The organism is Streptomyces sp. NPDC058964 (genome assembly GCF_042741275.1).
GTDB lineage: Bacteria > Actinomycetota > Actinomycetes > Streptomycetales > Streptomycetaceae > Streptomyces.
Map to the genome: position 1 here is coordinate 1 of NZ_JBHYKH010000379.1, position 4,685 is coordinate 4,685.

Sequence of the window (4,685 nt, forward strand, 5' to 3'; positions counted from 1 at the left end):
TGCTGCCCGGCCCGCGCGGGCGCATCGGCCCACGCGACCTCGCCCTCCGCGGGCGGCGCGCCCGCCTGCGCGGGGCCCCCGCGCGCGGGGGCGGCGACGACGACCCGGACCGCCGGCTCGCCGAGGCCGTCGAGGGGGTCGACCCGTCCGAGGTGATATCGCTCGCGGACGCCCTCGACACGTTTCTGGATACACCTCTGTCCGGCGCCGACGGTCAAGGGGACGACGGGCTGCCGTTCTCCCCGGACGCGCGCGTGCGCTTCGCCCGCCTGGCCACCGAGCTGCGCGAACTGCGCCGCTCCCTGGCCGATCCACTGATGGACGTCCTGCACCGCGTCCTCGCCGTCACCGGTCTGGAGGTGGAGCTGGCGGCGTCCCCGCACGCACTGGCGGCCCGGCGCCGCGAGACCCTGTCGAACTTCCTGGACATCGCCGCCTCCTTCGCCGCGAACGACGGCGAGGCCACCCTGCTGGCGTTCCTCGGCTTCCTGCGCACCGCCGCCCAGTACGAGAAGGGCCTGGACAACGCCCTGCCCGGCGGCGAGAACACCGTCAAGGTGCTCACCGCGCACAAGTCCAAGGGCCTCGAGTGGGACGTCGTCGCCGTGCCCGGCCTGGTCACCGGCACGTTCCCCAGCACCCAGGGCCGCGAGAAGTGGACCTCCCAGGCCAAGGTGCTGCCGCACGCCCTGCGCGGTGACGCCGCCACCCTGCCCGACGTCGAGGCCTGGGACTCCCGGGGCATGAAGGCCTTCCACGAGGCCATGAAGGAGCACCAGCACACCGAGGAGCTCCGCCTCGGCTACGTCACCTTCACCCGCCCCCGCTCCCTGCTCCTCGGCTCCGGCCACTGGTGGGGACCCGCTCAGAAGAGGCCCCGCGGGCCGTCCGACTTCCTGCTGGCCCTGCACGACCACTGTGCCGCCGGGTACGGCGAGATCGAGGCCTGGGCGGACGAGCCCGAGGAGGACGAGGAGAACCCGGCCCTGCACCGGTCGACGGCGGACCAGGCCTGGCCGCTGCCCCTGGACGCCGCCGCCCTGGCCCGCCGCCGCGCGGCCGCCGAGACCGTCCTCGCCCATCTCGACTTCCTCGCGTCCCACGAGAACACCCCACCGGCGGCCGGCCACGACCCCGGCACCTACGACGACCCGGACTGGCCCCCGCCACCGGACGACGACACTCCCTACGACGACGAGGACCCGCACTTCGAAGCCCCTTACGGAGAAGAGGGAGGCGCCGACTGGGACTCCTGGAGCGCGGACCGCCCCACCGTCCCGCACCAGGCCACCGCTCCCGCCGTGCCGGCGGACACCCGTCCCCACCCCGCGGCGGCGCGGCGCCTCACCCCCGAGGAAGCCCGAGCGATCGCCTCCTGGGACCGCGACCTCGACGCGCTCACCGGAGAGCTCCTGCGCGCCCGGCAGAGCGTCACGGACGTACCCCTGCCCACCGCACTGACCGCCTCCCAGCTGCTGCGTCTGGCCGAGGACCCCGACGGGCTCGCGCAGGAACTCGCGCGCCCCATGCCGCGCCCCCCGCAACCGGCCGCGCGTCGAGGCACCCGGTTCCACGCCTGGGTCGAAGCCCGGTTCGAGGAACTGACGCTGCCCATGCTGGAGCCCGACGAGCTGCCCGGCAGCGAGGCCGAGATCGCCGACGAACGCGACCTCGAAGGACTCAAGAACGCCTTCGAACGCACCGAGTACGCCCACCGAACGCCCCACCGGGTCGAGGCCCCCTTCCAGCTCGCCCTCGCGGGCCGCGTCGTACGGGGCCGTATCGACGCCGTATACAAGAACGGCGACGGGGACGACGCGACGTACGAGATCGTTGACTGGAAGACCAGCCGCCACCGCGCCGCCGACCCCTTGCAGCTCGCCGTCTACCGGCTCGCCTGGGCCGAGCAGCACGGCGTCCCGCCGGAGTCGGTCACGGCCGCCTTTCTGTACGTCCGAAGCGGCGAGGTCGTACGGCCTCAGGGCCTGCCGGGCCGGGCCGCCCTGGAGCGGCTGCTTCTCGGGGAGCCGGAGTGGCACACGGAACAACCCGAGTGTGACGAACCGCCCGAGAAGGATGCCCCCGCGGGCCGATAGGCTCGTGGACATGAGCCAGACCCCGGACAGCGCCGTCCGTACGTACATCGAGCAGCACCGCGACGCCTTCCTCGACGACCTCGCCGCATGGCTGCGCATCCCCTCCGTGTCGGCCCAGCCCGACCACGCCCCCGATGTACGGAGCAGCGCCGACTGGCTCGCCGCCAAACTGAAGGAGACCGGCTTCCCGGTCGTCGAGGTCTGGGAGACGCCGGGCGCACCGGCCGTCTTCGCCGAGTGGCCCGCGAACGAGCCCGGGGCCCCCACGGTCCTCGTCTACGGCCACCACGACGTGCAGCCCGCCGCCCGCGAGGACGGCTGGGACAGCGAGCCCTTCGAGCCCGTCGTCCGCGGGAACCGGCTCTACGCGCGCGGGGCGGCCGACGACAAGGGCCAGGTGCTCTTCCACACACTCGGCGTCCGCGCCCATCTCGCCGCAGCCGGCCGCACCACCCCGGCCGTCAACCTCAAGCTCCTGATCGAGGGCGAGGAGGAGTCCGGCTCACCGAACTTCAGGGACCTCGTCGAGGCTCGCGCAGACCGGCTCGCCGCGGACGCCGTGATCGTCTCGGACACCGGCATGTGGTCCGAGGACACCCCCACCGTCTGCACCGGCATGCGCGGCCTGGCCGAGTGCGAGATCCGGCTGTACGGCCCCGAGCAGGACATCCACTCGGGCTCCTTCGGCGGCGCCGTGCCCAACCCCGCGACCGCCGCCGCCCGCCTCGTGGCGGCCCTGCACGACGATCACGCGCGCGTGGCGGTCCCCGGCTTCTACGACGGCATCGTCGAACTCACCGACCGCGAGCGCGAACTCTTCGCCGAGCTGCCCTTCGACGAGGGGCAGTGGCTGCGCACCGCCAAGTCCCACGCCACCCACGGCGAGGCCGGACACACCACCCTGGAACGTATCTGGGCCCGTCCCACCGCCGAGGTCAACGGCATCGGCGGCGGCTACCAGGGCCCCGGCAGCAAGACGATCATCCCGTCCTCGGCCATGGTCAAGCTGTCCTTCCGGCTCGTCGCAGGCCAGGACCCCGATTACATCGAGAAGGCCGTCCGCGCCTGGGCCGACGACCAGCTGCCCGCCGGGATCCGGCACGAGATCACGTTCGCTTCGGCCACGCGCCCGTGCCTGACCCCGCTCGACCACCCCGCCCTGCAGTCCGTGGTCCGCGCCATGGGCCGGGCCTTCGAGGGGCCGGTGCGTTTCACCCGTGAGGGTGGCTCCGGACCGGCCGCCGACCTCCAGGAGGTCCTCGGCGCGCCCGTTCTGTTCCTGGGTATCTCCGTCCCCTCCGACGGCTGGCACGCCCCGAACGAGAAGGTCGAGCTCGACCTCCTCCTCAAGGGCGTCGAGACCTCCGCCTACCTGTGGGGCGACCTCGCGGAGAACTGGCGCCATGCGCCGTGACCGACCCACGCCGTCCGGAGCGGCACCGCGCGCGGGGCACACTGGAAGGACCGCCCCGCAGGCCCCGCCCGAGTCCGGCCCGGTTCCCTCCTGCCGTACCGCCCGCTGAACCGCCCGCCGAAACGAACCGTTCCACTGGGGGAGTTGGAAGCACCCGTGACCACCTGGACCGACCACACCGCCGAACGACCCATCTCGCTCACCGCCCCGAGCGGCATCGACCGCGCAGCCCACCACCGCCTCGACGAGGCCTGGCTCGCGGCGGCGTGGAGCCACCCCACGACCCGCTGCTTCGTGGTCTCCGGCGGCCAGGTCCTCATCGACGAGACGGCGGACGGCCGGACCGAACTCGTGATGACCCCCTCCTTCGAGGCCCCGCTCACCGAGGCGCACCGCTACTTCCTGGGCACCGACACGGACGGCACCAGCTACTTCGCGCTCCAGAAGGACGCCCTGCCCGGCCGCATCGACCAGTCCGCCCGCCCGGCGGGCCTGCGCGAGGCCGGCCTGCTGCTGCCGCCGCGCGACGCCGGCCTCATGGTGCACGCGGTCGGTCTGGAGAACTGGCAGCGCACCCACCGCTTCTGCTCCCGCTGCGGCGAGCGCACCGTCATCGCCGCGGCCGGCCACATCCGCCGCTGCCCGGCGTGCGGCGCCGAGCACTACCCGCGCACCGACCCCGCCGTGATCATGGCCGTCACCGACGAGGACGACCGCATCCTCCTCGGCCGCCAGGTCCACTGGCCCGAGGGCCGCTTCTCGACGCTCGCCGGGTTCGTGGAGCCCGGCGAGTCCATCGAGCAGGCGGTGCGCCGCGAGGTCTTCGAGGAGGCCGGCATCGCCGTCGGCCAGGTCGAGTACGTCGCCAGCCAGCCCTGGCCGTTCCCGTCCAGCCTCATGCTCGGCTTCCTGGCCCGCGCCACCTCGACCGGCATCAACGTCGACGGCGACGAGATCCACGAGGCCCGCTGGTTCTCCCGCGAGGAGCTGGGCGCCGCCTTCGAGTCCGGCGAGGTGCTGCCCCCGTACGGCATCTCCATCGCGGCCCGCCTGATCGAGATCTGGTACGGCAAGCCGCTGCCGACGCGCAGCTTCATCTGACCGGGCGGCCCGCGAAGCCCGACCGGCCCACGGAAACCGGCCCACGAAGAAGGGGGGGGGGGCGGGCAGACGCG

Annotated in this window: 3 protein-coding genes; all 3 read left to right on the top strand. The window is 73.5% G+C overall.

Annotation, left to right across the window (positions count from 1 at the left end; genetic code table 11):
• Positions 1–2,096, top strand: a 2,096-nt coding sequence (locus tag ACFW2E_RS33755; protein WP_384471793.1) for a 3'-5' exonuclease, incomplete at its 5' end; no start/stop codon positions are given.
• Between the two features lie 10 nt (positions 2,097–2,106).
• Positions 2,107–3,510, top strand: a complete 1,404-nt coding sequence (locus tag ACFW2E_RS33760; protein WP_384471796.1) for a dipeptidase — start codon at positions 2,107–2,109, stop codon at positions 3,508–3,510.
• A gap of 156 nt (positions 3,511–3,666) precedes the next feature.
• A complete protein-coding gene (gene nudC, locus ACFW2E_RS33765; RefSeq protein ID WP_384471799.1) occupies positions 3,667–4,611 on the top strand; it encodes an NAD(+) diphosphatase in 945 nt (314 codons plus the stop codon).
• Positions 4,612–4,685 lie beyond the last annotated feature (74 nt).

Excerpts from the sequence above, each read along its gene's own strand:
- ACFW2E_RS33760 (WP_384471796.1), top strand. The coding sequence starts at position 2,107 with ATGAGCCAGACCCCGGACAGCGCCGTCCGTACGTACATCGAGCAGCAC.